Source organism: Tardiphaga sp. P9-11 (genome assembly GCF_008329525.1).
In the GTDB taxonomy this organism is placed as follows: domain Bacteria; phylum Pseudomonadota; class Alphaproteobacteria; order Rhizobiales; family Xanthobacteraceae; genus Tardiphaga.
Genome location: NZ_NPKQ01000003.1, coordinates 263,896 through 288,236, shown reverse-complemented (window position 1 = coordinate 288,236; position 24,341 = coordinate 263,896). Strand labels below are relative to the sequence as shown.

At 62.0% G+C, this 24,341-nt stretch carries 24 protein-coding genes and 1 pseudogene; 11 read left to right on the top strand and 14 right to left on the bottom strand.

What is annotated here, in order from left to right; genetic code table 11:
* Window positions 1-388 precede the first annotated feature (388 nt).
* Window positions 389-568 (top strand): hypothetical protein, encoded by a 180-nt coding sequence (locus CIW50_RS14030; RefSeq protein WP_149531853.1) that lies wholly within the window; start codon window positions 389-391, stop codon window positions 566-568.
* A 170-nt stretch (window positions 569-738) separates the two neighbouring features.
* Here CIW50_RS14030 and lanM read toward each other — a convergent pair whose 3' ends face one another.
* The 4 genes from lanM to CIW50_RS14010 form a co-directional block, all read right to left on the bottom strand.
* Complete coding sequence (lanM, locus tag CIW50_RS14025) at window positions 739-1,128, bottom strand: lanmodulin LanM (RefSeq protein WP_149531852.1); 390 nt, start codon at window positions 1,126-1,128, stop codon at window positions 739-741.
* A 118-nt stretch (window positions 1,129-1,246) separates the two neighbouring features.
* The gene (locus CIW50_RS14020) at window positions 1,247-2,305 is read right to left on the bottom strand and encodes a hypothetical protein (protein WP_149531851.1); all 1,059 of its coding nucleotides are present in this window, start codon (window positions 2,303-2,305) and stop codon (window positions 1,247-1,249) included.
* A gap of 97 nt (window positions 2,306-2,402) precedes the next feature.
* The gene (locus CIW50_RS14015) at window positions 2,403-3,167 is read right to left on the bottom strand and encodes an anti-sigma factor (protein WP_149531850.1); all 765 of its coding nucleotides are present in this window, start codon (window positions 3,165-3,167) and stop codon (window positions 2,403-2,405) included.
* A complete protein-coding gene (locus CIW50_RS14010) occupies window positions 3,164-3,742 on the bottom strand; it encodes a sigma-70 family RNA polymerase sigma factor (protein WP_149531849.1) in 579 nt (192 codons plus the stop codon). The genes CIW50_RS14015 and CIW50_RS14010 overlap by 4 nt, the downstream gene beginning before the upstream one ends.
* Window positions 3,743-3,895: 153 nt before the next feature.
* On the opposite strand from CIW50_RS14010, the gene CIW50_RS14005 reads away from it, so the two are divergent.
* The 4 genes from CIW50_RS14005 (at window position 3,896) to CIW50_RS13990 (ending at window position 7,910) form a co-directional block, all read left to right on the top strand.
* Window positions 3,896-4,672, top strand: coding sequence for a DUF4394 domain-containing protein (locus CIW50_RS14005; protein WP_149531848.1), 777 nt, complete (start codon window positions 3,896-3,898; stop codon window positions 4,670-4,672).
* 192 nt (window positions 4,673-4,864) lie between these two features.
* Complete coding sequence (locus CIW50_RS14000; RefSeq protein WP_149531847.1) at window positions 4,865-5,575, top strand: glutathione binding-like protein; 711 nt, start codon at window positions 4,865-4,867, stop codon at window positions 5,573-5,575.
* 3 nt (window positions 5,576-5,578) lie between these two features.
* Window positions 5,579-6,274, top strand: a complete 696-nt coding sequence (locus tag CIW50_RS13995; protein WP_149531846.1) for a glutathione S-transferase family protein — start codon at window positions 5,579-5,581, stop codon at window positions 6,272-6,274.
* Window positions 6,275-6,437: 163 nt separating this feature from the next.
* Window positions 6,438-7,910 (top strand): sensor domain-containing diguanylate cyclase, encoded by a 1,473-nt coding sequence (locus CIW50_RS13990; RefSeq protein ID WP_197738370.1) that lies wholly within the window; start codon window positions 6,438-6,440, stop codon window positions 7,908-7,910.
* 77 nt (window positions 7,911-7,987) lie between these two features.
* Here CIW50_RS13990 and CIW50_RS13985 read toward each other — a convergent pair whose 3' ends face one another.
* The 3 genes from CIW50_RS13985 to CIW50_RS29520 form a co-directional block, all read right to left on the bottom strand.
* Window positions 7,988-8,560, bottom strand: a complete 573-nt coding sequence (locus tag CIW50_RS13985; protein ID WP_197738369.1) for a TetR/AcrR family transcriptional regulator — start codon at window positions 8,558-8,560, stop codon at window positions 7,988-7,990.
* 249 nt (window positions 8,561-8,809) lie between these two features.
* Window positions 8,810-10,819: a lytic transglycosylase domain-containing protein gene (locus tag CIW50_RS13980; protein ID WP_172980330.1), complete on the bottom strand. Its 2,010-nt coding sequence runs from the start codon at window positions 10,817-10,819 to the stop codon at window positions 8,810-8,812.
* Between the two features lie 261 nt (window positions 10,820-11,080).
* Complete coding sequence (locus tag CIW50_RS29520) at window positions 11,081-11,290, bottom strand: hypothetical protein (RefSeq protein WP_149531843.1); 210 nt, start codon at window positions 11,288-11,290, stop codon at window positions 11,081-11,083.
* A 122-nt stretch (window positions 11,291-11,412) separates the two neighbouring features.
* On the opposite strand from CIW50_RS29520, the gene CIW50_RS13970 reads away from it, so the two are divergent.
* Both CIW50_RS13970 and CIW50_RS13965 read left to right on the top strand, forming a co-directional pair.
* Complete coding sequence (locus CIW50_RS13970; protein WP_149531842.1) at window positions 11,413-12,906, top strand: DUF1800 domain-containing protein; 1,494 nt, start codon at window positions 11,413-11,415, stop codon at window positions 12,904-12,906.
* Window positions 12,903-14,129 carry a DUF1501 domain-containing protein gene (locus tag CIW50_RS13965; protein WP_149531841.1) on the top strand — a complete coding sequence of 409 codons (1,227 nt, stop codon included), beginning with the start codon at window positions 12,903-12,905 and terminating at the stop codon, window positions 14,127-14,129. Before CIW50_RS13970 ends, CIW50_RS13965 begins: the two co-directional genes overlap by 4 nt.
* Window positions 14,130-14,617: 488 nt before the next feature.
* Here CIW50_RS13965 and CIW50_RS13960 read toward each other — a convergent pair whose 3' ends face one another.
* The 3 genes and pseudogenes from CIW50_RS13960 to CIW50_RS13950 all read right to left on the bottom strand — a co-directional run.
* Window positions 14,618-15,559 carry an aldo/keto reductase gene (locus CIW50_RS13960; RefSeq protein WP_149531840.1) on the bottom strand — a complete coding sequence of 314 codons (942 nt, stop codon included), beginning with the start codon at window positions 15,557-15,559 and terminating at the stop codon, window positions 14,618-14,620.
* A 97-nt stretch (window positions 15,560-15,656) separates the two neighbouring features.
* Window positions 15,657-16,502, bottom strand: a complete 846-nt coding sequence (olsA, locus tag CIW50_RS13955) for a lyso-ornithine lipid O-acyltransferase (RefSeq protein ID WP_149531839.1) — start codon at window positions 16,500-16,502, stop codon at window positions 15,657-15,659.
* A gap of 223 nt (window positions 16,503-16,725) precedes the next feature.
* Window positions 16,726-17,274, bottom strand: a pseudogene (locus tag CIW50_RS13950) (PAS-domain containing protein); the annotation flags it as partial.
* Between the two features lie 256 nt (window positions 17,275-17,530).
* Here CIW50_RS13950 and CIW50_RS13945 point away from each other — a divergent pair.
* Window positions 17,531-17,884, top strand: coding sequence for a DMT family protein (locus tag CIW50_RS13945; protein WP_149531837.1), 354 nt, complete (start codon window positions 17,531-17,533; stop codon window positions 17,882-17,884).
* A 14-nt stretch (window positions 17,885-17,898) separates the two neighbouring features.
* Here CIW50_RS13945 and CIW50_RS13940 read toward each other — a convergent pair whose 3' ends face one another.
* The 4 genes from CIW50_RS13940 to CIW50_RS13930 all read right to left on the bottom strand — a co-directional run bounded on the left by CIW50_RS13940 (window position 17,899) and on the right by CIW50_RS13930 (window position 21,562).
* Window positions 17,899-19,074, bottom strand: a complete 1,176-nt coding sequence (locus CIW50_RS13940) for a PQQ-dependent sugar dehydrogenase (RefSeq protein ID WP_149531836.1) — start codon at window positions 19,072-19,074, stop codon at window positions 17,899-17,901.
* Window positions 19,075-19,156: 82 nt separating this feature from the next.
* Window positions 19,157-19,330 (bottom strand): hypothetical protein, encoded by a 174-nt coding sequence (locus CIW50_RS29055; RefSeq protein WP_172980329.1) that lies wholly within the window; start codon window positions 19,328-19,330, stop codon window positions 19,157-19,159.
* Between the two features lie 140 nt (window positions 19,331-19,470).
* Window positions 19,471-20,124 carry a glutathione S-transferase family protein gene (locus tag CIW50_RS13935; RefSeq protein WP_149531835.1) on the bottom strand — a complete coding sequence of 218 codons (654 nt, stop codon included), beginning with the start codon at window positions 20,122-20,124 and terminating at the stop codon, window positions 19,471-19,473.
* 181 nt (window positions 20,125-20,305) lie between these two features.
* Window positions 20,306-21,562 (bottom strand): glycosyltransferase family 87 protein, encoded by a 1,257-nt coding sequence (locus CIW50_RS13930; protein ID WP_349636741.1) that lies wholly within the window; start codon window positions 21,560-21,562, stop codon window positions 20,306-20,308.
* A gap of 216 nt (window positions 21,563-21,778) precedes the next feature.
* Here CIW50_RS13930 and CIW50_RS13925 point away from each other — a divergent pair, with 216 nt between their 5' ends.
* The 3 genes from CIW50_RS13925 (at window position 21,779) to CIW50_RS13915 (ending at window position 24,321) form a co-directional block, all read left to right on the top strand.
* The gene (locus tag CIW50_RS13925; protein WP_149531834.1) at window positions 21,779-22,981 is read left to right on the top strand and encodes a pyridoxal phosphate-dependent aminotransferase; all 1,203 of its coding nucleotides are present in this window, start codon (window positions 21,779-21,781) and stop codon (window positions 22,979-22,981) included.
* A 119-nt stretch (window positions 22,982-23,100) separates the two neighbouring features.
* Window positions 23,101-23,625, top strand: coding sequence for a DUF992 domain-containing protein (locus tag CIW50_RS13920; RefSeq protein WP_149531833.1), 525 nt, complete (start codon window positions 23,101-23,103; stop codon window positions 23,623-23,625).
* 219 nt (window positions 23,626-23,844) lie between these two features.
* On the top strand, window positions 23,845-24,321 hold the full coding sequence (locus tag CIW50_RS13915) for a DUF992 domain-containing protein (protein ID WP_149531832.1): 477 nt from the start codon (window positions 23,845-23,847) through the stop codon (window positions 24,319-24,321).
* The last annotated feature ends 20 nt before the right edge of the window (window positions 24,322-24,341 follow it).

Genomic DNA, 24,341 nt, shown 5'->3' with positions numbered 1-24,341 from the left:
GATGCGCGATCCTGTTGCTGATCCGAATTTGAGCAGGGCGAGCGCTGGCCGGACAAACACAATATTATCTGAAGCGATGTTATCTGACGCGATGGATGATGGGATCATGCAGCAGGCCCCATGCCATTTATAGCAGCTGCTGCCTCTCATCGTTTGGTTCTTTGCAGAATTCTTGGTCAATGACCCTGAGGTTCATTTCCACCTCACGAAGCGTTCGTCGCTATCGAATGCCTGGATACTGAAGCGCCGATCCGATCCTGGAGCAACGCAATGCGCAGAAATTGTCACGTTACTCAGATTGATTATCTCCCACGATCATCGCGACCGTGCCGATGGTACTTATCGGTGATGGTGCGTAGCGCTGTTCTTGCCTCTCGGGAGATGCGTCATGCTTGAACCCGCACCGATTTTCGCCACGCGCAAGCTTGATTCCGGCCTGGGCTGGGTCATTGATGCCGTTTGGACTGACGAGGAAATCGAGCAGTTGATAGGTGTTTATATAACCAAAGAGCACGCTGTTGACTGGATTGCCCAGAGGTCGACGGATTGGCTTGAGGGTCACGCGTGACTGCAACTGACATTCGCTGAAGCTGCGTGGACTGTTCGCCATCGATCAAGTACGGCCTGCGTGTTCTTCAACGACAGATCCGCCACGGTGTCCGGCAGGGTTTTGAGGTCGAGCTGTAGCGCGAGGCCATGGCCGGAATATGGGGCGAGTCCGGTGGCGATAAAAGGACCCTATTTCAGCAGCTTCAACAGCTTCTTGCCCGCGGACGTAGCGAATTCCCTGCTGTCGATGGTGCCGTCATTGTCGGGGTTTGCCGCGCGGAACCGGGTTTCCACCACGGCGAGATATTCCGCCTTGTCGAGAGTGCCGTCATTGTCCGGATTGGCGGCAGCGAATTCGCTCTTGCTCATGCGGCCGCGCAGCTCCTTGGCGTCCAGCGTGCCGTCCTTGTCGCGGTCGAGCCGGTCGAACAGTTTGCCGGCGGCCGCCTTGGCCTCGGCGAGGTCGACGGTGCCATCCTTGTCGGGATCGAGTTGCGCCAGGAAAGAGGCCGACCAGGCCGGCACTGCGGCGAGCGACAGGGTGAGCGACAACAGAACGGTCCGACGCGACAACGTCATGGGCAGCCTCCCTTGAATACTATCCTTGATTGCAAGGATGCCCGAACGGACTCGTCCATTCAAGGGGACGAGGCTTGCTGTCCTGCTTCCCGCCTGCAGGGGGCCGGCTTCATCACGCCTATCCGGCGACTGGTTCCGCCCGCAGGCGCTTGAGCGATTCGGGCAGGCGCGCATCGACCCAGGTGCCGATGTCGCGCTGGTGGCGATGGACATACAGCCCCAGCGCAATGATGCCGATGCCGATCAGCGACAGCGCGAACGGGAACAGCATCGAATCCTTGAAGATCTTCTCCGCGAGATCGCCGAGATAGATCGCAATGCCGATAGTGCCGAACACCGCGAACACCCGCCGCGACAGCGCGACCGAGATCAGCAGGAAGCCGACATTCAGCGCGCAATACAGCGCCTTGTCGAGATTGCTGCCGTTCGACGTGGCGGTGATGCCGCCCCAGAATGTCAGGACGCCGAACAGATAAAGCCAGAATGCGAAATCGCCGCTGCGCTGGCGCAGGTTGACGATCACCGCAGCAACCAGAATGCCGAGGCCGAACCAGATCGAAATCTTGCGCGACATCTCCCAGTTACCGTAACCCGCACCGGTGATCCACGGCACGACATCCATCGACAGGAACCACAGCGCGACCGCCATGATGAACACGATGAAGGGAAAGCGATAGAATTGCAGTGCCACGATCGCCGCGGCGATGGTCGCAAGCTCCATGAAGACGAAGCTGCCCTTGATCCAGACATAGAAATCGCGCATCGCCGCCGGCTTGCCGAATTGGGTCCATGCACCGTAGGCATCCTGTATGCCGAACACGGCGAGCGGCGTCATCGCCACGGCCACCGCAATGAGCAGTCCGCCCGGCGTGCGCAGCTTCTTGACCGTCCAGAGATAGTGACCGGCGGCGGTGAACAGGCCGGCATAGACAAGTGCGGTGGCGGTCAGTGCCGGTCCGCCCATTTGCGAAAACGCCAGCGTCGAGAACAGCCCCATCGCTGATATCACCACCAGCGCGCCAGCATACCAGAGCAAATGCACGACATCGAATTTCGGGCCGGCAGCCGGCTGCTCCGGCAAACGCGCCGTGAGGAAAGCCAGCAGGGCGTCGAGCTGCGTGGAGGGAAGCACGCCGGCTGTGACAGCCGCGCGCAGGTCATCGGTCGAATATCGCATGCATTCTCTCCGCAACGCGCCATTCGACGCCGAACACTGGCCCTTTGTCGCTTACAAGGGCCGAAGCGTTCAATGGCCAAGAACGATCGCCGCGAGACTACAACGCCCGCGCGGCATTGCCCTTGAACAGGATCGGCCCGGTCGGACGGTCGGTCGGCGAGCCGCCTTCGGGCTCAAGCGTGATCTCAAACAGCTGATCCGCGACGGTTTCCGGCAGTGCTTCGAGATCGAGTTGCAGGGTGCGGGACTGGTTGGTGACGGCGATGGACTTCGGGCCGACATTGCGATCCCACAGGGTCCAGACCTGCAACGTGCGGCCAGCAGGGACGTCGATCGGGCGCAGCGGGATCAGTTCGACGCGGCCGTCGGAGAAGGTGTTGACGATGGCGCCGGTTTCCCTCGTGGCGTCGTTGACCAGCACGGCGACATAGATCGGCTTGCGCTGCGCCAGCGCGATCAGTTCGCGGCGGAGCTGGCGCGACGTTGCGAGCGCGCCGATCAGGATCACCACAAGCATCAAGGCCGCGAACACCCCGCCGATCCCGGTGCCGCGCCAGAAGCCGATATTGTCCCACAGCGTTGCGCCGCGCAGCGCGGCGCGGGCGCCGGGCAGCGGGATCGCCGGTTTCACCTTGGTGGAGTCGGTGATGCGGTCCCATAGCGCGGCACTGGGGGCGAGCGCTTCGGCTGTGGCGTCGAGATCGGCCAATCGCTCGCGCCAGGTGCTGACGGCCCTGGCGAAATCGGCATCGTCGGTCATGCGCGCTTCGGCTGCGGCAAGCTCCGCGCCTTCGAGCAGACCCATCACATAATCGGCGGCGAGATCGTCGGTGGAATGCGTGTTGTCGTCGTGCATGCTCATCCCATGCACTCCTGCAGCGAGAACAGACTGCGGCGGACCCAGCTCTTCACGGTGCCCAAGGGTACCTTCAGCCGCCCGGCCAGTTCGCCATGGCTCATGCCATGGACATAGGCCAGCACCACGACATCGCGGCGCGGCCGGTCGATCCGCTCCAGGCATTTGCGCAGCGCCGATGTCTCCGGCATCCGCGTCACGGTCGCCTCGCAGTCGATATCGAGCGCACTGTCGTCGGACGCGTCATAGCGATGCTCGTTGCGGTGAATGCTGAGCGCGCGGTTGCGCACGACAGCATAGAGCCAGCCACGCGCCGAGCCGCGATGCGGATCGAACGAGGCGGCCGCACCCCAGATCCGCACGAAGGCGTCGTGCACGGCTTCCTCCGCCAGATCCTGCCGGAACAGGATGCGGCGGGCGACCCCGATCATTCTTGGTGCTTCGCTATTGTAGATCATCTGCAGAGCCGCGCGATCGCCGGCTGCGCAACGCGCCAGCGCGGCCGACAGCTGCGCCTCGCGCGCGTGGCCGAGGCCCGCCTCGTCGCGCCGGGTCTCGGTGATGGTGCCATTCCCAGTCATGTCCATGCCCTTGCATAGACAGTGTACCTTTGCCGCGCGCAATTGGATGCACCCAAATGAATTTATTTTCAGGGGTGTGCATCCAGTCGGGAGGGCCCGCCGGTAGTCCTTCTGTCGGTCCCGAGGGGATCGCGGAAACACAGGGAGCCACTCATGTCATTTCGTTCGCTTTTCGCTGCCACCACAGCATTGCTGCTGATCCCCGCGGCCGCCGCCAACGCCGCCCAGGTCGCAGCCCTGGTCGGCGGCGACACCATTGCGACAGTCGATACCGCGCAAAAGAAGGCGATGGGGTCCGTCAAGGTCACCGGCATTTCCGGCGCGCTGGTTGGCATCGACGTCCGGCCGGCCGATGGCATGCTCTATGGCCTGGTCGATGACGGCACCGTGGTCACCATTGCCGCGGACGGCAAGGCGACGGTGAAGTCGAAGCTCGACACCATGCTGGCCAAGGGCGTTGCTGCCACTGTGGATTTCAATCCGGTGGCCGACCGTCTGCGGGTGATGGGCTCGGACGGCATGAGCCTGCGCGCCAATGTCGATGACGGCAAGGTGACGAAGGACGGCGATCACAAATATGCCGAGACCGATATGCACAAGGGCGAGAAGCCCAACGTCATCGCCGGCGCCTATACCAATTCGGTGAAGGGCACCAAGGAGACGGCGCTGTTCAACATCGACGGCACCATCGGCGCGCTGGTGAAGCAGGCGCCGCCGAACGACGGCATTCTCGGCGCGGTCGGCAAACTCGGCATCAAGCCGGCGACTGTCGCCTTCGATATCTGGTCGGATGGCACTAGAAATGAAGCCTGGCTGATGGCGGACGGCACGCTCTACAGCGTCGATCTCGCTACCGGCAAGGCGACGGAGGCCGCCAAGATTTCGGGCGTCACCGGCAAGGTGACGGATATCGCCATCATGGGCATGTAAGGCGCACGCTGCTATTTCACGCAAAATCGCCAACGAATGCCGCGCTCCATGGGGGCGCGGCATTCATGTTCTGCAGGGCGGATCTGCATTCCCGTGCTGCGCCGGCATTGACTTCACATGGTCGTTCTGGCGAACTCGATGCAACCGCATTCAGTTCGGATGCGCGTCATCCAGCATGCGCAGGAAAGCCCGATGATCGACCTTTACTACTGGAGCACGCCCAACGGCCACAAGATCACGATCTTTCTTGAGGAAGCGGGGCTGCCCTACAAGGTCATCCCGGTGAATATCGGCAAGGGTGATCAGTTCAAGGACGACTTTTTGGCGATTGCGCCAAACAACCGCATTCCGGCGCTGGTCGATCATGCGCCGAAGAGCGGCAGCAAGCCGATTTCGGTGTTCGAGTCAGGCGCCATGCTGATGTATCTCGCCGAGAAGACCGGCCAGTTCCTGAGCGATGATCTCGCTGTGCGCTATGACGCGATCCAGTGGGTGTTCTGGCAGATGGGCGGGCTCGGGCCGATGGCCGGACAGAACCATCACTTCCGCAACTATGCGCAGGAGAAGATCACCTACGCCATCGATCGCTATGTGAACGAGACCAACCGGCTCTATGGCGTGCTCAACAAGCGCCTCGCGGATCGCAAATTCATCGCCGGCGACTATTCGATCGCCGACATGGCGAGCTATCCCTGGATCGTGCCCTACAAGAACCAGAGCCAGGACATCAACGACTTCCCGCATCTCAAACGCTGGCTCGAAACCATCGCCGAGCGCCCCGCTGTGAAGCGCGCCTATGAGATCGCCAAAGAGGTCAATCCCAATTTCGGCCAGCCGCCGATCCGCACCGAGGAAGAGCGCAAGCTGCTGTTCGGGCAAACGTCGGCTGTGGTGAAGGGATAGATCATGGCGCTGCAACTGTTCGAACTGGTCGGCACCGACGAAGATCGTCCTTTCAGCCCGTTCTGCTGGCGCACCCGGATGGCGCTGGCACATAAGGGTCTCGATGCGACATCGATTCCGTGGCGCTTCACCGAGAAGGACGCGATCAGCAAGCACAAATCCGAAAAGGTACCGGTGTTGCTCGATGGCGAACGCGCGGTCAGCGACTCCTGGGCAATCGCCAATTATCTCGAGGACACCTATCCGGATCGTCCGTCATTGTTCGGCGGCGAGGGCGGCCGCGCCATGGGGCGGATGCTGAACTGGTGGGGCGACACGGTCGTGGTCGCCGGCATGTTTCCGTTCATCGTCGCGGATATTCATGGTCATCTGCGTCCGGTCGATCAGGTCTATTTCCGCGAGAGTCGCGAAGCGCGGTTCAAGAAGTCGCTGGAAGAGGTCGCATCCAATCGCGACACGGGCGTCGATGCCTTCCGCAAGTCGCTCGATCCAATGCGCCTCACCCTGAAGACGCAGCCGTTCCTTGGCGGCGCCACGCCAAACTATGCCGACTACATCGTGTTCGGCCCGTTCCAGTGGGCGCGGGCGATCTCGCCGTTCAAGCTGCTGGCGGAAGATGACGCGATCTATGCGTGGCGCGAAAGAATGCTTGATGCTTTTAACGGCATGGCGCGGAACTCAGCGGGCTATCCGGTGTGAGTTCCATTACGCGCGCGCGTTGATCAGGTCAGTCGCTGGTATTTAAATCCGCGTCAAAGCGGGTTCTGCGCGCGTTCCATCGAAATCCGGCAGATATTCTGGATAACTCCCGCTATAAGGGAGTACCGCAACGATTCACGCTGTCTCTCGCGCCAAGGTCTCTATGTCCGTTCCGTCTACCAATATCGCCAGCGATACCATGATGTTCGACCTCGCCCCGGTCTCGCTCTGGATCGAGGACTACAGCGATGTGAAGGCGCTGTTCGAGCAGTGGCAAGCGCAGGGCGTCGACGATATCGAGACATTTCTGCTCGCCAATCCCGAACGGGTCCGTGAGTGCTCGCAGCACATCCGCATTCTCAAGGTCAATCGCAAAACGCTGTCACTGTTTGGTGCGCGTGACCTGTCGCACTTGACGGTCAGTCTCAGTCTGGTGATGCGTGACGACACGTTCAAGACTCATGTGTCGGAACTGGCGCAGCTCTGGAGCGGACGGACCAGCTTTTCCAGCCATACGGTCAACTACACGCTGAAAGGCGAGCGCCTCGACATCCAATTGCACGGCACCGTTCTGCCCGGACACGAAGATCGCTGGGATCGCGTGATGATCGCCATCGAAGATGTGACCGAACGCGAAGGCGCGCGTCGTCGCCTCGCGGAGAGCGAGAACTATGCGTTCGGCCTGTTTGCGCATTCGCCGGTATCGCTGTGGGTCGAGGATTTCAGCGGGGTCAAGCGCCTGGTGGACGAGGTCCGCGCGCGCGGCATCGAGGACCTTCGCGTGTTCACGGATGTGCACGAGGAATTCGTCCTGCGCTGCATGAGCGAAATCCGCGTGATCGACGTCAACAGCCGCACGCTTGAACTGTTCGGCGCGCCCGACAAGGAGACGCTGCTTCGTCAGTTATCGGATGTGTTTCGCGACGAGATGGAGCCGCATTTCCGCGAGCAACTGATCGACCTCTGGGAAGGAAAACTGTTCCAGCAGCGCGAGGTCGTCAACTACGCGCTCGACGGCACCAAGCTTCATCTGCTGCTGCAGTTCTCGGTGTTGCCCGGGCATGAGCGCGACTGGTCACAGGTGCAGGTCGCGCTGACCGACATCACGGCGCGCAAGAAGGCAGAAGCCTATCTGGAATATCTCGGCACCCACGACGTGCTGACGCGCACCACGAACCGCTCGTTCTTCGTGGACGAACTCAACCGGCTCGAACGCAAGGGAGTGCAGCCGGTCACCGTGATCGTTGCCGATCTCAACGGACTGAAAGCTGCCAATGACGACCTTGGCCATGCCACCGGCGACGCATTGCTGCGCCGTGCCGGCGAAGTGTTCGATTCACTGGTCGAAAAGCCGGCTACGGTGTCGCGCATCGGCGGCGACGAATTCGCGGTGCTGCTGCCTGGAACCGACGCCGCCGGCGGGGAGGTCGTTCTCGCTTCCCTCGGTAAACTCGTCGAGCTCAACAATCAGTACTATCCCGACTACGAACTGAGCCTGTCTACGGGCATCGCGACCAGCCAGCCGGGAGAACGGCTCGAACAAGTGGTCAAACGCGCCGATATGCATATGCTTCAAGCCAAGCGTACTTATTACATGCAGGTCGACCACGACCGCAGGGGATCGCTTACCGCTTGAGCGGCAGGTAGCCGGCATGGGCAAACGGAGGCGACATCCCGTCTCGACAAGATTGGCGTGATCGATCCGGCACAGTCCTACTTGGCTCGAACGAGCGGTAGGAACATGGCGTCAACCCAAACCTTCCGCAGTGCAGGGGGCGGCGCCGAAAAATTCATGATGACATGGTGCCGAAAAAGGTCGCTCAGCAGCGAAGCGACGGGAGGGATCAACCCTTTCGGATCAACCTCGCCGCGCTTCACTGCGCGTTCCAGAATCGCGGAGAGCGGTTGTACTTCGCCCTGGATGAGCGCAGCGCGCAGATCCTTTGGTACAGACGAGCTTTCCGTGAAATACCCGCTTGAGAACAGCGTGAATGCGGCCGCAATTCCGGAGGCACGATCTGACGCACGTTCCAGAAACTCCAGCAGTTCTGCACGCAGGTTGCCCTGATCCGACACCTTCAGCGGGTGCTTCGTCATCTGTTGCCGAATGGCCGCGATAGCAAGTGGCGCCTTTCCATCCCAACGACGTGCGAGCACAGGGCGGCTCGTGCCGGCCCGCTCGGCGACGGCCTCCATCGTCAGCCCCGAATAACCGCGCTCGGCCAATTCAGCCCACGCAGCTTCCAGGATCGCTCGGCGCACCGGCAATTGCCAGACAGGTCGCAATCGAATTCGGTTCCGCAATCCGAGCGGCGATGCGCTGCTGCGGCGAGCCGGCGAAGTGTTCGATCCGCTAGTGGAAAGCCGGCCACTGTCTCGCGGAGCGGCTGGAACTGGTGGTGAAGCGCGCCGATCAGGAAATGCTGCAGCACAAGCGCAGCTACTATCTGGAGTCCGACCGCGACGGGTGCGGAACGGCCAAGGCTCAAGCATTAAGGCGTAAGCCTCCAGTCGCCGCAGCTCCGCGACCGCATCTCAGCCCTGACGCCCCCGCATGTCGTTTTCGATCGCCAATGTCGGACTGCCGAACGTCGCGCGATAGACCTGCAGATTCTCGAGCACGCGCTGCACGTAATTGCGTGTCTCCGCATAGGGAATGCGTTCGACCCAATCGATCACGTCAACATCGCGCTGGCGTGGGTCGCCATAGCGCGCGATCCATTGGCGCACGCGGCCGCGTCCGGCATTGTAGCCGACGAAAGCCAACACGTGATTGCCGTCATAGTCGCTGAGCAGGTTGGCGATCTCCGCCGAGCCAAGTTGCAGGTTATAGGCGGGATCGTTGTGTAGTCGGTCATTGTTGAAGGTGAAGCCCATCCGTCGCGCCAGGGTTTGTCCTGCGGCCGGCGTTACCTGCATGTAGCCGGTCGCCATCGCGCCTGAGGTAATGCGCGGATTGAACGCGCTCTCGGTGCGCGCGACGGCATAGACGAGGCTCTTGTCGGTCTTCTCGCCGATCGACGTGAAATCCGGAAGGCCTGTTGCGGGAAAAGCATAGCTTTCGAAAGCGAGGCCACGATTGAGCGCGGCGCGGCCGACCGCAAGCATGGCGCCGGGATCGCGATGCCTTGCGGCGGATTCTGCAATCATCGCCAGCAATGTGGTATCACTCGCTCGTGTCAGATCGCCGACGAACGGCACGACCAGCCTGCGATTGCCGGTCCCGTAAAGAATCTCGACGGCACGAACCAGCTCGCGGCCGGCAAGTGTGACACGCTGCGCCTGCGTCAGTGTCGGCGGCGTTCGCAGCTTCGCCTTGCGGCAGCCCAAGCGGGCGCAAGCGAGCTGGCCGTAATAGGTCGTGCCATGCTCCGCCGCGAGCGCGTAGTGCTGTTGCGCGGCGGGGCGATTGCGGCCCGCGTCCGCAGCGCGGCCGAGCCAGTATTGCGCACGGGCCAATGCTGTCGGGCCGCGGGTGATGTTCGGTATACCAGCGAAATGCTGGGTGGCCGTCTGCGGATCGCGCAGGAAGCGTAACGCGATCCAGCCCGCCATGAAGGCGCGGTCGACACGGTAGGTCTCCTTCTCCGGCGCGGCCTCCTGCGCGACTCGATAGGCGAGCCGCGCCTTGCCCTCGTCGAGCAGTGAACGCACCAGGGCACGGCGTTCGACCCACCAGATGTCAGGACTGTTGATCACGCTCTGATCGCGGGGCGCCGTCAGCATCAGTTGCGCCGCCTCACTGTCGCGCCCGCTGCGCCGCAGCCACTGGATGTGCGTGAACTGAAAGGCGGGGTCGCCGCGCAGGTTTGCCGGCACCGCAGCGAGCAGTGTCGCGGCCTTTGCCTTCTTGCCGATTACCGCCGCGCGTGCCGAGACGATGGCGACTTCACTCGGTCCCAATCGTTTGGCTGAGCGCATCGCCGTCGTGAAATCGTTGGCATAGAGCCGGTTATGCAGCCGCGCGACGTGATCGGCGCGCGTCAGCCGTGATCCATAGATCTGCAGGATCTCGCTTTCCACAGTTGCCGAGAAACCGTCGCTGCGCCATGCCGTGCGCGCATATGTCAGGCCTCTGTTGGAATCACCGAGCGCAGCCAGTGCCCGTGCCATCGCCAATTGGCCAAGTGCCGTGCGCGGTTCACGATGCGTGAGGAAGGCGCGCACGGTGGCGGCATCGGTGCGCTCGATCCATAGCCGCGCTTCGGCGCGCCGTTGCACGAGTACCATGCCAGGCCATGTCGGGTTGACCTGCAAAAAATTCGCGTAGCGCGTGAAGTCGGTAGCATCGCCGTCCGAACGCAGGATCACCCATTCGACGAGCTTGCGTCCGAGAGGATCACGGATGTGATCGCGCGCACGCGTTGCTGCGTCGATTTCCCCGACACTGGCAAGACGCGTAGCTTCGGTAACGGTCTTGAGATCGTCCCGCGAGAGAAACTGATCGGTGGAATGCGACGTGCGCGCATCGGCATCAGGCGCGATGGCGAGGATGACTGCGACGACACATGCAAGGCGAGCGATGCGGAGAGACAATACGGGCACTAAGACATTCCCATGCGGGCGGACTCGCATCCGCGCTTTCTGCTTTGCGTCAACGTCGACGGAAAACCTTCATGAAATGCAAAGCGATCGAGCTTGTGCCGTTAGAAAATATGGCTAAATCTGGATGCGACGTGTGAGTGCAGCGATGAATGGAAGATGTGGCCGCATGCGATGGCACAAGAGGCAACATCTCGCGGTGATCCATTCCCGCGCAGCGGCGATATGCCTCGCAAAACTTCCCGGGGCGGTCGATCCGCACCGTCACGTCGCTTGTGATTGTCTGTAAGCTTCCGCCGCTTTGCGCAGGCAATCGCGGCACAGGCAGTCGCCACCGGTCGTCGGCATCGGCAGTTTTGCGGTCTCCTCGGCGCACCAGCAATTGCCCGACAGGTCGCATCCGAATTCGGTGCCGCAATCCGAGCAGGTCAGGCGGCGGCTGAGCGGCTTTACGGTTTCTGTCCGATAATTCATGAAAGCAGCCCAAATTTCAGCGCGATTTTCATGCCGGGTTCATCTGTTCCACCCGTATATCGGGCGTGGCGCCTACGATGGCCAGATCCATCATAGGACGAAGGCAGAATGAGGGAAACCCGATGGCCCGCGACCCGCAAGGCGCGCTAATTGCGCTGAATCGCTTTGGCTTCGGCGCGCGCGGCGGCGCCTCCGGCGATATCGTCAATGCGGCCTCCGATCCCCGCGGCTTCGTGAAGGCCGAGCTGGCGCGTCCCAATGCGGCGCTGCTGGAACTGCCGGGCCTGCAATCGACCGCCGAACTCGGTCAGGCGATGTTCGCCTATCAGCTTGAGGTGAAGACGGCGCGAGAGGCAGCGTTGAAGACGCCGGCACTCGTTCCGGTGGAAGCCGCTCCATCCGCCATGGATAAAAAGCCGGAAGCACCAGCCATGACCGGCAATATGACGATGACCGTGCAGCCCGACGCACCGAAGCCGCCACCGGCCGTCGCGCTGCCGCCCAATGTGGTGCAGAAGACCTATCGTGCGGAAGCGCTGGCACGGATCCAGCGCGCGACCATTACCGAGGGTGGCTTCGTCGAACGCCTCGTCGTGTTCTGGTCGAACCATTTCTGCATCTCGGCCAGCAAGGGCGATCCTGCGCGGATGTGGGCCGGTTCGTTCGAACGCGAGGCGATCCGGCCTTATGTGCTCGGCAAATTCGGGGACATGCTGAAGGCTGTCGAACAGCATCCGGCGATGTTGTTTTTCCTCGACAACCAGCAATCGATCGGGCCGACTTCGAAAGCCGGCGAGAGGGGCAAGCGCGGCCTCAATGAAAATCTCGCGCGCGAGATCATGGAGCTGCATACGCTTGGTGTCGGCGGCGGTTACACGCAGGCCGATGTGACGTCGCTGGCACGGATCATCACCGGCTGGACCTTTGCCGGGCGCGAAGGAAAGATCGGCACACCGGGCAGCTTCGCATTCAACGCTAATGCGCACGAGCCGGGGCCACAGCAATTGCTGGGCAAGACCTATGACGACACCGGGGTGACACAGGGCGAGGCGGCGCTCGCCGATCTCGCGCGGCATCCATCGACGGCGAAGTTCATCGCCAGGAAGTTCGCGCAGCATTTCGTTTCTGATGTGCCGCCGTCAGCGTTGCTGGCGCGGCTGGAAAGTGTGTTCAGAAAAACCGACGGCGATCTGAAAGCGCTGGCACTGGCGCTGCTCGACTCCAATGAAGCCTGGCAGATGCCGATGGCCAGGCTTCGCACGCCCTATGAATATCTGATCTCCACCGGCCGCCTGCTGGCGCGGATCCCCGAAGATCCGGGCCGCTATTTCGCGGGGCTGCAGACACTGGGCCAGCCGCTCTGGACGCCGCCGGGGCCGAACGGTTTTCCCGATGGCAATGCCGCATGGGCGGTGCCCGAAGGCATGAAACTACGGCTCGATCTCGCGGCGCAGGTTTCGACGCGGCTGCCCGACAGTATCGATCCGCGCGAGATGCTAGATGTGGTCGCTGGCGAGGCGGCCTCATCCGAAACGCGACAGACGATAGCGCGTGCGGAGACGCGGCAGCAGGCCTTGACGCTGCTGCTGATGTCACCGGAATTCCAGAGGAGATGACGATGGACTGCTGTGAAAGCCGCATGCTCGGCCCCACGCGCCGATCGCTCTTGCTGTCAGGCGCAGCCTTTGCGGCCTGGGCCTATCTGCCGAAATTTGCCCGCGCCGCCGACGCGCGCGATCCGCGCCTGGTCGTGGTGATCCTGCGCGGTGCGCTCGATGGCCTCGCGACCGTCGCACCGCTCGGCGATCCCGATTATGCCGCCCTGCATGGCTCGATTGCGCTGGCAAAAGACGGCCCGAATGCCGCCATCGCGCTGGACTCGTTCTTCGGCATGCATCCGGCGATGCCGGAATTCGCGCGGATGTATCGCGATAACAAGGCGGCTGTCGTCCATGCGGTGGCGACATCCTATCGCGAGCGCTCGCATTTCGACGGGCAGGACGTGCTGGAGAGCGGCTATGCCGGTCCCGGCCGGGTGCAGTCCGGCTGGCTCAACCGCGCCATTGAATCGCTGCCGCGCGGCGAGCGCGTCTCGTCAGGTCTCGCGATCGGGCCCACGACCCCGCTGGTGCTGCGTGGTGCCGCGCCAACGGTCGGCTGGGCGCCGGTCAATCTGCCGAATGCGGCCGATGATACGGCGATGCGGCTGATGCAATTGTATCAGGATCGTGATCCCGCTTTAGCGACGGCGCTGTCGCAAGGTCTGAAGCTCGACAAGATTGCCGTTGGTGATGCGATGAAGCCGAAGGGTGGCGGCAATGCCGTCGAGGCGATGCGGCAGGTCGCGCGCGGCGCGGCGAAACTGATGGCTGCCGATGACGGCCCGCGCATCGCAGCGTTGGCTTTCGATGGCTGGGATACCCATGCGCAGGAAGGCGGGCCGGTCGGCCGTCTGGCGCAACTGCTCGGTGGGCTCGATGGCGCGCTGGCGGAATTCGAGAGCGGGTTGGGTACGCATTGGAAGGACACGATCGTCGTCGTCGCCACCGAGTTCGGTCGCACTGCGAAGATCAACGGGACTGCCGGCACAGATCACGGCACCGGCACGATTGCGTTGCTGGCGGGCGGCGCGATCAAGGGCGGCCGGGTGATTGCGGACTGGCCGGGCCTCGCGAATGGCAAGCTTTATGAAGCCCGCGATCTCGCTCCGACCACGGATCTGCGCGCTATCTTCAAGGGCGTGCTGCACGATCACCTCGGCATCAGCGAGCGTGCACTGGCCGAGCAGGTGTTTCCTGATAGCGCGCTGGTGAAGCCGGCGAAGGGATTGGTTGCTTAAAGGGGCTGCACGGAGCGAGCTGCGCTTAAAGCGCAACTTTTGGTTTATCGAATCGCAGGAATAGATATTCTTTGGCCCACTAATTTCTATTGGAGGGGCCCATGAGACGACAAATTATTCTTGCTGCATTTGTTTTGTTACTTTTCCCAGTCGCGGCTCCGGCGCAGAGTGCCAAATCGCAGGCATGCATGGCCAAGAATGGATTTACTGCAGAGCAGTGGCGCGCACGATCAGTCCCCTCGGGGCCGGCCATAGCGTATCGCAAATGTATCTCAGCGGGCGGTGGTGCGCTCGAGAATGAGCCCCCTCCAGGTACACTCGCGTCTGGCGAGACCGTCTACGTCTCCTGCGGTGACGGCAAGCGACGAAAAGTAACCGGCGGCGATAATTCCAAGGGCATTCAACGGAAATACGGTGAGTGTCGCTGAATAGGCTGTAGCCCGGATGGTGGTGCGCCCCATCCGGGCTACGCAGCTAGATTTGTAGTCCTACCCCAACGTAATCGTATCGATCTCCGCCATCTCCTCCGCCGTCAGCTTCCACTCCGCCGCCTTCACATTCTGCTCGATCTGCTCCACGCGCGTCGCGCCCGCGATGACGCTCGAGACCTGCGGCCGGGCCGCGAGCCAGGAGAAGGCGAGTTCGAGCAGCGTGTGGCCGCGAGCTTTCACGAAGGCGTCGAGCTTCTCGACGATGGCCTGATTACGTGGCGTGGCGGAGCGATCGCGCAAGGCAGGCGCCTTGGCGAAGCGTGAGTCTGCAGGCGGCTCAGAGCCGGGCTTGTACTTGCCGGTGAGCAGACCGTTGGCGAGCGGGAAGAAGGGCAGCAGGCCGAGATTGAAATGCTGCGCGGCCGGCAGCAGATCCTTCTCGATGTCGCGGACGACGAGGCTGTATTCGTCCTGGCACGACACAAAGGGCGCGACGCCCATCTGGCGCGCGGCCATCTCGGCTTCGGCGATGCGCCAGGCCGGGAAGTTGGAATTGCCGATGTAACGCACCTTGCCCTGGCGCACGAGGTCGTCGAGCGTGCGCAGTGTTTCCTCGATGGGCGTCAGCGCATCGTAGTCGTGCTGCTGATAGAGATCGATATAGTCGGTCTTCAGCCGCTTCAGGCTCGCTTCCACCGCGCTCATGATGTAGCGGCGCGAGGCGCCCTGCTTGCTGCCGTCATTGCTCATCGGCTTGCAATATTTCGTCGCCAGCACGATGTCCTTGCGGCGATCGCCTAGCACTTCGCCAAGCACCGTCTCGGAGCCGCCCATGCCGGCATAGATGTCGGCGGTGTCGAACAAAGTGATGCCAAGATCGATCGCCTTGTGGATGACCTTGCGCGAGGTTTCCAGATCGGTGCGTTGGCCGAAATTGTTGCAGCCGAGGCCGACGGCGGAGACACGCAGGCCGGAACGGCCGAGATTACGAGTTTGCATGGGAGTGCCCTGTCAGGAAAAAAGCGCGGGACAGGGTTATGGCGCGGGCCCGATGCGGCGGCAACATACGCTGCATCATGGCACCTGCGCGAAGACTCTAAGCGATGACGGGCTCTGGCGTAGGCGGCTTCAGGGCAGGGAGATTCGGTGTCTTCTTCGGTGGGCCGGCGCGGTGCGCGGCCGACGTCATCTGCCGCACCACACGTTCGGCGTCGCGCGTGATGGTTTTGCGGTCGGCGGTCATGTCATAGGCGACGGCGTCGCCCCAGCTTACGACGACGTCGATGGCGCCCGACGACAGGATGCCGATGAAATGCGGGATCAGATCGATGTCGCCATACCAAGCCACGTTTTCGCGAAAGGCGCGGCCGACCGGCAATCCACCGAAGCCGACATAGGCGATCGACATCGGCTGTACCGTGATCTCCTTGTGGTGCGTGGAATCGCCGAGCGCGTGATGCACCGAGCCGATGAGTGCCGAGCGAAACGGCAGCACGCGCATGCCGTCGCTGGAGGTGCCCTCCGCGAACAGGACCACCGCGTCGCCGGACAGCATGCGGTCGCCGATTTCCTGCGCCGTCGCGCCGGTCTTCTGCCGGCGTTCGCGCTCGACAAAAATCGTGCGCTGCAACTTGGCTAGCCAGCCGAACACCGGCCATTTGGCGACTTCGCTCTTGGCGACGAACACCACACGCGCCCTGGCGCCGATGATGACGATGTCGAGCCAAGAGACGTGATTGGAGAGGATCAATACCGGCGCGATCGTCGTCCGCTTGCCGACTTCGTGAATGCGTACCCCGATCAGCGCGCAAAGGATGCGGTGAAACAGATGCGGAATACTCTGCTGCCAGCGCAGGCCGAAGGCCAGCGCGATCAGCTGAAACGGCGCCAGTAGCAGCGTCAGCATGGTCAAGGAGAGCAGGATGGCGGCGAAACGGATCATGGGTTTGTTATACCGGGGCCGACTTCCGCAGGCAAAGTCAGTTGCATGAATTAAGATAAACCACGGCAAAAAGAAGCGGTCCCGGTCAGCGCGGCAACTGACGGAGACCGCTGGGGAAGCACCCGATTGGCGACGGGGGGAAGCAACCGGCTGCATGAGGAGCCTACCCGGGGCGAGTGACATCGCCATGACAACCCGGGATATCCACAGGTGGCGTTGCGCTCTATTCGGCCGCGTCCAGCCGGTGGGAGCTGAATACGTCGCCTTCGCGCAGCGCCAGGTAATAGTCGCGCTCAGAGAGCTCGTCAGTGTGACGAATGAGGTCGGTCACCGGAGTGTAGCTCAGCATCCGCCCACCATCGGGCAGGACGGCGCAACTCAGCCGCAGCACCCGACCATTGGCGAGGCGCAAGGTCGCCGGCGTGGAAGTGCCGGCGCGGATCATCTCGACACGTCTGGCGATGAAGCTGTCGACCTCGTCGTCGGGGAGAGCGTAAGCGTGGGTATCACGCGCATGATACATCAGCGCGATCAGCGGTGGCTTGCTGTCGGCTTTCTCGTCGGGGAGCGTGAAGTAGTCGCGAAACGCGCGGTTGATGAATTCGGCGCGGGTGTCGGCATTGAGCAGGACGATGCCAATGTCGATCCTGTCGAGCGCGGCGGAAAGGCGCTGGGCAGTGGCGTGCTGTTCGTATTCGCGAGCCCGGGCCGAGCGCCGCAAGCGCAACAGGCGAATCGCCAAGGTGATCCCGACGGCTGCGATCACGATGATCACCGTTTCAATTCCCGGATCGAGAATCAGTCGCCAGTCGTGCTGCATCGGCCGCACCTGTGTCTGTACATAGGTAAGAAACGCAGGTTGGCCGCTGGTTGCAAAAAGGCCCACAATTTCCCGGTGGTATCGCTAACGGCGGGTGGGGAATCGCGGCATCATTTTCCCTTTGTTCGCTTCAAATGCTATCGATGCCACCGGAACCAGCACCGGCCTCCAAATGTTAGCGCCGCGATTTGAAAAGGATCCCGATCGAATGCCCTTCACCATTCCGCCCCTGCTGCTGCCGATTTTGATGCTGCTGGCCTCGAATATTTTCATGACCTTCGCCTGGTATGGCCATCTCAAATTCAAGGACCACTCGCTGTCCCTCGTCGTCATGGTGAGCTGGGGCATTGCCTTCTTCGAATACTGGCTTGCGGTGCCCGCCAATCGCTGGGGCAGCGAGGTCTACAATGCCGCCCAGCTCAAGACGATGCAGGAAGTCATCACGCTGGTCGTGTTTGCGGCATTTTCGGTGCTGTATCTGAAGGAGCCGCTCGGCTGGAATCACGCGCTGGGCTTTGCCTTCATCGCGCTCGGGGCGTTCTTCATTTTCCACAAGTGGTGAGTTTGTGGGACCGATTACTTCCCGGCCGGCGTAACGCGCAAAATCCGCCCCGCTGAACTATCCGTCAGCAGCCAGAGCGCGCCGTCCGGTCCCTGCCGGACGTCGCGGATGCGTTCGTTGAGGTTCTGCAGGATGCGTTCTTCAGAACTCACGGTATTCCCGTTCAGCTGCAGCCGCACCAGCATCTGGCCGGCGAGCGCGCCGGTGAACAGGTTGCCGCGCCAGCGCGGGAAGAGATCGCCGGTATAGAACGTCATGCCGGACGGGGCGATCGACGGCACCCAGTATTTCACCGGCTGCTCCATGCCCGCCTTCGACGTCGTGTCGTGCAGTTTGGCACCAGAGTAATCGACGCCATAGCCGATCACCGGCCAGCCATAATTCTTGCCTTTGCCGATGATGTTCACTTCATCGCCGCCGCGCGGGCCGTGCTCGGTCTCCCACAAGTCGCCGGTCGCCGGATTGATGGCGAGGCCTTGCGGGTTGCGATGACCGTAGCTCCAGATCTCCGGCCTGGCGCCGTCGCGGCCGACAAACGGATTGTCTTTCGGTACCGAGCCATCCGGCGCGATGTGGATCAGCTTGCCGAGATGATTATCGAGACTCTGTGCCTGATCGCGGCCGCTATAGTGCTCGCCGAGCGTGACGAACAGGTTTCTGTCGGGGGCTTGCGTGATGCGGCAACCGAAGTGATTGCCGGACGACAGCGGACCGTCCTGGCGAAAGATCACCTTCATGTCGTCGAGCCTTGGCTCATTTTTCGGCGCGGTGCCGTCGACAAGCTTGCCGCGCGCGATGGCCGTACGGCCGCCACTGCCCGATCGCTCCGAGTAACAGAAATAGATCGTGTTATTCTGGGCGTAGTCCTTGTCGGTGATGACGTCGAGTAAACCGCCCTGGCCGGTGGCCATCACGTCGGGCACGCCTTTCACCGCGGGCGACAACTGTCCATGCGGCGAGACGATGCGGATACGGCCGGGCCGCTCCGTCACGAGCATGCGGCCTTCGGGCAGAAAGGCCAGCGCCCATGGGTGAGTGAGGCCGGAGGCGACGGTCTGCACCTCGAGCTTGCCGGCCGATGAGCCGAACGACGTGTTTTCGCCACGGGTGGTCGTGGCGATCAGCAGGGTCGCGGTCACGACGATAGCCGCCGTGAGCGTTACGGTGACCCAGACCACGGGCCTTTTCATCGGAGTGGCTCCATCACGGAGTCGCGGGTTGCATGGGCGATGTACGGCATCGCGGCTGAATGTTTATGGAGTGTCGGGACCGTCAGAGCGGCATCGCGCTCGCCACCCGGATCGACATCACGGTGAGGGCGACGATGACGCAGAGCGACAGGCAGCCAACCGCGAGCGACGCTGCGACGGCGTGGGTCAATCGGGTGGATGCAATGGACGTGGGGTGTGCCTGAAATCCTGTACCCACGCGAAGCGACCGTATCATGGTCGTAAATCCTTCAAATCGCGGGCGAATCACCCGTGTACTACACGTTCGCAATTGCGGCGGGCGAGATTTGGGCGGGAATGGCCGCAATCATGGCAAGAAGATGGCATTCGAAGTACTTGTGCCCGCTATTCCAGGGCTCAGACGTCGGCTACGACGTCCAAAGTATCGTATTCCGACGAGGTCGGGTGCCAGTCCATGGAGATGAAGCCGGGCTGGGTTTCCACCAGGCGCAGCCACCGGCGGATTGCCGGGAAGCTGGACAGATCGAAATCGCATTTCTCGGCGACGTGGGTGTAGCCGTACAGCGCGATGTCCGCGATGGTCAGCTGGCCCGCGGCGAAAAAGTCTTGGGTCTTGAGGTGATTCTCCATCACCTGCAGCGCGGCATAGCCACGCTCCATCCAGTCGTCCAGCGCATGGGTCTGCAGGTCGCGACCGCCGCGCACCAGGCACAGCCAGAAATAGGCGGCGCCGAGGTTCGGCTCCAGCGCGTGCTGCTCAAAGAACATCCACTGCATGGCTTCGGCGCGGTCCATCCGCGATTCCGGCGCCAGAGACGTGCCGACTGCGACATACCAGAGAATGGCGTTGGACTCGGCGAGATAGCGGCCTTCAGCGATCTCGAGCAACGGCACCTGACCGCTCGGATTCTTGGCCAGAAATTCCGGGGTACGGCTCTCGCCACGCAGAATGTCCACTTCGATGGCGCGATAGGGCGCGCTCAGGAGCGCCAGCGCGAGGCGAACCTTGTAGCTATTGCCAGAGCGCTGCATCGAATAGAGTTTGTACATTCGCAGGCGTTCAATTCATTTCAGGTCAGGACAACTGCGCGATTGGCCAGCGCGTTTCGCGGTTAGACAATGATGCTGATGCGAGCCTGTCGCAAGGCCCAAGAAATGGAAAAAGTCGAAAACGGCTGCAGCAGTCTGGATTGAGAAAAATGTATGTCAGGCAGCATTCCGCAATGGAAGATCACGCTGCTGCGATCTGTTCGCGGGCCGTCATCACACCACGGCGATTCATCAAAGCATGGCGGACAGTCATGACGTACAGCGCCGCGACGACTATTAGTCCGAGGGGGATTCCCGTTGCGCTGGCCACCGAGCGCGTCAGCAGTGGTGCGATCCACGCTGCTGCCAACAGCGTGATGTCGTAGCTGCGAAATCCGCCGCCAAGTCCGACCGCTACCATGAAGGCGATTGCCGGTCCCAGAAGCATCAGATCGTAGTCGAGTACATGCGGCGACGCCAGCAAGGTCGCGATCAGCAGGACTGCTGCCTTGAGATTGATGTCGCGCGATATGCGCCAGATCCAGACCGCACTGCCGATCACCGCGACGGATACGAAGCCCTGCACGAGATAAGCCAGCGCGATGTTGCCACCCCATATCCGGATCGCAGCAAACGCGCTTTGCAGTTTGGCGAAGCCGACCTCGCCCTGCTCGAGCAGCAGCTTGCGTGGCAGTTCAGCGGTCATGGCGAACGCGGTCCAGCTCTCGATGCCAAACAAAGCGCTGGTGATGCCGACCAGCGCGATCACCGTCACCACGGCGGCGGCGATGCAGCGCCACTGGCCCCCAGCCAGCAGAGCCAGCGGGACGACCAGCGCAAATTGCGGTTTGTAGGCCATCAGCGCAAACAGCATGCCGGCGAGATAAGGCCGTTGCGTCAAAGCCAGCAGCGCGGCACCGAACAGGCCCGCGGTGAGAAACCCGTTCTGGCCATGGCCGAGATTGATGAACACGGCGGGGAAGGCCAGCGCCACCGGCCACCAAGTCCGCCGGATGGCAGCGGGCAAAGTGCTGCGGCGCAGAATGGCAGCGATTACCCCGAGATAGAACAGCAGGCTCAGCCCCTGCCACAGAGCCAGCGCGAGCGGATACGGCAACAGCGCCAGCGGCGCGGCGACGAGCAGGAAGATCGGCGGGTAGTACCAAGCGTAGTATGGTGTCGTGGTCCCGAACATCTGCTGCTGACGGGCGTAGTGCGCGGCGGCGTCGTAGACGTTGGCGGCCTTGTCCTCAAGGGCGAGCGATCCTGCAGCGTAAAAGCTGGAAAAATCGGTCCCGATCGGTTTGCCATTGCGGTCGATCGCGCCGTCCGAGACCGCAATCCAGCCAGCGAAACCCAAAACGCCCAAAGCGAGCACAATCAGGCTGTAAGCCCGTACGCGTTCGAGGGTCAGCCATGCGCCGTTTTCAATCTGCTGCCAGATCCAGATCATTTTCATTCTAAGGGGTCATTTTGGCTCAAATCGTCGATTGCGGCGTGCGTTTGACGCTACCGTCCCGCGTTTAACGCTTGCTGAATTGCATCACTTCCAGATGTGTTTTTGCCCAAGCTTCTTGCGATGCAACGTCGCACGCACTAGGGTGCGCCGATCCCAGCAGGATCAGCCATTTTGACGTCGCCGACCGCGGGTCCGCGACTTTCCCAGGAGAAGATGATGTCGTTTTTGTCCGCTGCGCTCGACCGTGTGAAGCCGTCCGCGACGATCGCGGTGACGGATAAAGCACGTGCGCTGAAAGCAGCCGGCCGCAATGTCATCGGTCTTGGTTCGGGCGAGCCCGATTTCGATACCCCGGCGAACATCAAGCTGGCGGCGATTCACGCCATCGAAGCCGGCAAGACCAAGTACACCGCGGTGGACGGTATTCCCGAGCTGAAGGAAGCCATTATCGGCAAGTTTCAGCGCGAGAACGGCCTGACCTACAAGCCGAACCAGATCATCGTCGGCACCGGTGGCAAGCAGGTGCTCTACAACGCACTGATGGCGACACTGAACCCGGGTGACGAAGTCATCATCCCGGCGCCGTATTGGGTGAGCTATCCGGAAATGGTGGCTCTGGCCGGCGGCACGCCTGTGTCCGTGGTCTGCACCGCCGAATTCGGCTTTAAGTTGCAGCCGTCTGCGCTGGAAGCGGCGATCACGCCGAAGACCAAGTGGATCATCCTGTGCTCGCCGTCGAACCCGACGGGTGCCGCCTACAAGAAGTCGGAGCTCAAGGCGCTCACCGATGTCCTCGTGAAGCATCCTCACGTTTGGGTGATGACCGACGATATGTATGAACACCTCGTCTATGACGACTTCGAGTTCACCACGCCGGCACAGATCGAACCGTCGCTGTTCAATCGCACGCTGACTGTGAACGGCGTCTCGAAGGCTTACTGCATGACCGGCTGGCGCATCGGTTACGCCGGTGGTCCCGCCGAGCTCATCAAGGCGATGGCGACGATCCAGTCGCAGTCGACCTCGAACCCATCGTCGATCGCGCAGTGGGCGGCAGTGGAAGCCTTGAACGGTCCGCAGGACTTCATCCCGAAGAACAATGCCGTGTTCAAGGAGCGCCGCGATCTCGTGGTGGCGATGCTGAATCAGGCTTCGGGCATCAACTGTCCGCGTCCGGAAGGTGCGTTCTACGTCTATCCGTCCTGCGCTGGCACCATCGGCAAGACTGCGCCTTCGGGCAAGGTTATCGCCAATGACGAAGACTTCGTCACAGAACTGTTGGAAACCGAAGGCGTGGCGGTGGTGCAGGGTTCGGCCTTCGGCCTTGGCCCGGCATTCCGCATCTCCTACGCGACGAAAACGTCCGATCTCGAAGATGCCTGCAAGCGCATTCAGCGCTTCTGCGGAAATCTTCGGTAACAAAACCTGCTCCGAAACTTTTGACTATTTCGGGGCTTATTCCGGGAAGCGCCTTGTTTTCGACACGGCGCTTCCTTCTTGTCCCCTCGCTATCAAAATCCCCAAGGTGGAGTAACACTATGCGACTTTCCAAGATGTTCGGCCTGACGGCCGTGGCCTTTGCGGCGTCGGTTGCGACCGCAAATGCACAGCAGCCTGGCAGCGTTCAGGTCGGCGTGCTCGAGTGCCGTGGCGGCCAGAACGTCAGCTACGTGGTCGGTTCGAATGCGAACCTCAACTGCGTCTTCCAGAGCGCCGGTGGCCGCGCCGAAGGTTACGTCGCCAACATCCGCCGTTTCGGCCTTGATCTCGGCTTCACCGAAAACACCACGGTGCAGTGGGCTGCATTCGCTCCGACCACCCGCGTGCCGCGCGGCGCACTGGCCGGCAGCTACGGCGGCGTCGGCACCAACGCATCAGTTGGTCTCGGTTTCGGCGGCAACTTCCTGGTTGGCGGTGCGGGTAACACCTATTCGCTGCAGCCGATCAGCGTGCAGGGCCAGACCGGCCTGAACGTCGCCAGCGGCATCGTCCAGCTTGAACTGACCCCCGCCGCTCCGGTGCGTGGCCGTCGCCACGTGCGTCACCATCGCCGTCATCACTAAGTAATCTCACGATCGTCGACCGATCGCAGAGGTCGTTCAACGATCCGCAAGGTTAACGGAAAGGGCCCGCGCAAGCGGGCCTTTTTTGTTGCGCACAATATGAGCGGTGCTGTCATAGAGCGGTATCATCAGCTATGGATAGTTGCATTGACGCGGGATTGATGGAGACTGCCGCGTCGTCGATTCCAGCATCACACCGCTCAGCCCGGAGATTACACGATGAGCCGCCTCTCGCTTCTTCTCGGTCTTGCCGCGACGACCTTCGTTGCCGTCAGCGCGCAGGCGCAATCGCCTCAGACGGTTCAGCTCGGCGTGTTGAATTGCCGTGGTGGTGCCAGCATGGGCTTCGTCGTCGGATCGGTCACTAACCTCGGCTGCGTGCTCACCAATGCCGGTCGTCCGGACCAGCCTTATGTCGCGACCGTTCGCAAGGTCGGCCTTGATCTCGGCATAACCGAGCAAACCGCATTGTCATGGGCCGTATTCGCGCCAGTGAATTATGCCGGTCAGGGCGATCTCTCTGGCAATTATGCGGGAGCGCAGGGCAGTGCGTCATTCGGCGTCGGCCTCGGCGCGAATGTGCTGGTAGGCGGGTCCTCCAACTCGATCGCGCTCCAGCCATTGAGCTTGCAGGGCTCGACCGGCCTGAACATTGCCGCCGGCCTGCAGAGTCTGGAACTGCGCCCGGGCCGCTGATCCCGCGGCAATCGCTCGCA